Source organism: Mycobacterium sp. (genome assembly GCF_049280035.1).
GTDB lineage: Bacteria > Actinomycetota > Actinomycetes > Mycobacteriales > Mycobacteriaceae > Mycobacterium.
On sequence record NZ_JBAPPI010000643.1, the window covers coordinates 1 to 3,169 of the forward strand.

Annotated in this window: 2 protein-coding genes; both read right to left on the reverse strand. The window is 64.8% G+C overall.

All coding sequences use genetic code 11. From position 1 onward, the window contains the following. A partial coding sequence (locus WAN71_RS20685) for an AAA family ATPase (RefSeq protein ID WP_422227120.1) occupies window positions 1–1,993 on the reverse strand: 1,993 nt, incomplete at its 3' end. A gap of 291 nt (window positions 1,994–2,284) precedes the next feature. Beyond that, window positions 2,285–3,025 carry a hypothetical protein gene (locus WAN71_RS20690; protein WP_422227119.1) on the reverse strand — a complete coding sequence of 247 codons (741 nt, stop codon included), beginning with the start codon at window positions 3,023–3,025 and terminating at the stop codon, window positions 2,285–2,287. Window positions 3,026–3,169 lie beyond the last annotated feature (144 nt).

A 3,169-nucleotide genomic window follows, 5' to 3' on the forward strand; every position in this document is an offset into this window, starting at 1 on the left:
GCCGGTCGGCGACCTGGCGCGCCCGCTGCCAACTCATCCGGGCCGCACGGATGTCACGGTTGGTCGACCAAGTGGCGGCGCGCATATGCCAGGCGAATGCCTCATGCAGATCACCGGCGGCCTCCAAGTGCTCAGCGATCAGCGCGGCGTTTTCCTCCAGCGCTCCCGCACTATGATGCTGAATGGCCGCGGCCAGGCTCCGATGCAACTCGGAGCGCTCCGAGGTCAATTGCGACTGATAAGCAACCGAATGAATCATCGGATGCCGAAACGCGTACTCAGCGCGCGGAGTGAACATCACTTGATCGATGAGCTCGGTGTCAATCAGCTTCGCTATAGGTGTGGTGTCGGTCAGGCTCGCCAACAGGTCGGCGCCGAACCGCATCCCGATCACCGCCGCAGCGTTCAGCGTGCGTTTCGCCGGCACACCGAGCCGATCGATACGAGCAGCAATCGCGGCCTGCAGAGTCGCCGGCACCTCTACCTCGGCGGTCCCACCAGGACACACATAGGCGCCAGGGTCACCACGCAGCACATGGCGATCAGCCAAATCCCGCACGATCTCCTCGGCGAAAAACGGATTACCCGCGGCCCGCTCGGCGATCTGGGCGGTCAGTCGGGCAACCGAGGGATCCGCACCCAACAACCCGGTGATCAGTGTCAACGTCTGCGCATCGTCTAATGGCGACAGCGCAATCGTTTGGCCACCGGCAATCCTGCTCAGCGGCCCCCGGTATTCAGGCCGGCAGGTGATCACCACCAACGAACGGGTCTGGGCAACCACTGGCAGGAAATCGGCGAGCAAGGCCTCGCTGACCTGATCGATCCAATGCGCGTCCTCGATCACGAACACCCGCGGTGTCGTGCGCGCCAGCGCGGCCGCATTGATCAGCGCTGTCAACCGCCGACGACGCGCGTCGGGGGCGATATCCGGAAGAGCATCCACAGGGTCGCGGATCCCGAGCATGTCGTCGAAAAGCACCAGATCTGCCGGATCCGCGCCGGGGATCTGGGCCCGCACCTGTGCGCGGGCCGCTTCCCCACTGAGCTCCTCGATCCCGAATGCGGCCCGCAGTAGCGGCGCCACCGCAAAAGACGCGATGTCGCTGGCATGGGACTGACAAAACGTCGAAAACACCTCCGCCCCACGGCTTGCCGCCATGGCCACGATCTCGGCAACTATGCGGCTCTTGCCGATACCCGGCGGGCCGACCAGCGTGGCCACACACCCGCGCCCGGTAATCGATCGGTCCAACATCCCGACTAGGGCGGCCATTTCCCACTGACGGCCCACCAACGTGGATTCCCGGCGGCCCAGGCGCCGGTGCTGTGCGGCCAGCCCCATCAGCCGGCGCGCGGGCGTCGGGTCGCCAACGCCCTTGATGCGCACCATCTCTCGTTGCCCCAGCACCGCGGAATCCTCGACCAGCCGTGCGGTGGACTCGCTGAGCATCACTCCTCCCGGCGGCGCTACCGACTCCATCCGCTGCGCCATCCCAACCTGCTCACTCACGGCGGTGTAACCCCAAAGGCCCGAACCGGTCTCACCCGTAATGACTTGCCCCGAATTGAGCCCAATCCGCAACTGCAGCTCAACAGCGTCGCGGGCTTCGACGGCCGCGGCAAGCCGCTTCGCCTGCTGTCGAATATCCAGCGCCGCCAAACACGCTCTGAATGCGTGATCCTCCAAGGCGACCGGCGCTCCAAACAGCGCGCTGATCCCGTCACCGGTGAACTTGTCGACCGTGCCGCCGTATCGCTGCACTACCGTGGCCGAGCTGTTAACCAGTCGCGTCATGATCTCGCGCAACCGCTCCGCACCGACGGCGGCGGCGATGTCCGTCGAACCCACCACGTCCGCGAACAGCACCGTCACCTGCTTGTACTCCGCCGATTCGGCGGCCGACACCATCGGCGAACCGCAATTGTCACAAAACCGGGCGCCCTCCCGCACCTGGTTGCCACAAGCCCGACACGACGTCACCACCGTCATCGGCCCCCCCACGCATCGGCTGCTTCCGTCCGGGTGCATCGCATCACGAATGAGTAGTCGGTGAGCGGGTTTTCGATTAGCTGATCACTCGCTGCGCAGCGAGCACCGCCGCACCGCCGCGTAACACCCCCAATAGCACTCACGTCGAACATCATGGCACTGCGGGCGCCCCAGATACTGTGAAAACGCCGGGCGCCGGCGGCCGAGGCCCCGGCTACACCACCCGCATACGTGTGAGGTTACGCAGCGCCTGAGGCCGCAGCCGCGCCGCCCGGAACCAAGCCTCGGTTGCTATTGGTGCACCACCGGCCGCTGAAACCACCTGAGCCTCTGCCGCCAGGAGTTCGCAGAGGTCAGCGCGAAACCCGCGCCACACATGCAAGCGAAGAACCAGACCAGCCCGGCACCAACCGGACCTTGGAACGGATGAATCACCGCAGTGACCATCCGCACCACACACGCAGAGATGCCGCTGGCCGAGGCGACCAGATAGAGGTTGGCAATGTTCCTCGACCGTGGGTCCTTGCGGAGCACCAGCAGCGCGCGCGAGCCGAACACCAGCAGGTAAGTCAGGGTTCCAGTGAGCAATACCCAGTACACGCTCAGCCAGAAGTCGGTGCGTAGCGCAAAGAAATCGCGCGCATAAGTCCTGCTGCCATAGCTCAACGAGAACGTTGCCAGTAACAGCGGAATGCACAACGTCGCCGGCCGCTCTACCCATTGCTTGAACGACGCCTGCAGCCGGTCGTCCTCTTCAAGGCGACCGACCGCGTTGTAGACGATCGCCGAGGCCGCGACGATGTAACAGTCGTGCCCGACGTAGTTCTGCAAGTTCCACTCACCGGTGATTTTGTGCAGCGCAACTCCGAGCGTCTCGGAGGACAGCGGAGACATCAGCGCGACCGCGCAGCCCTGCAGAGCGATGTTGAGCGTGGCGGCCACCTCCCACCGGCAATGCCAGGTGACTCGCCGTATCCAGAGGCTCCACGAGATGGATGCGAGGGTGATGATGATGAGAGCGGTGAGAGCCACAGCGATCCGTCAGCCAGGTCGGATTACAGCGGGGGCGCGTCTTGCCGCGGTCGCCACTCCGCAAGTTTTGTCGGCTGCGCGGTCTTCAGAGCAACGGTGCCCGAGGCCTGCGACATAGGGATGCCGCCACGAATCTCCTCAGCC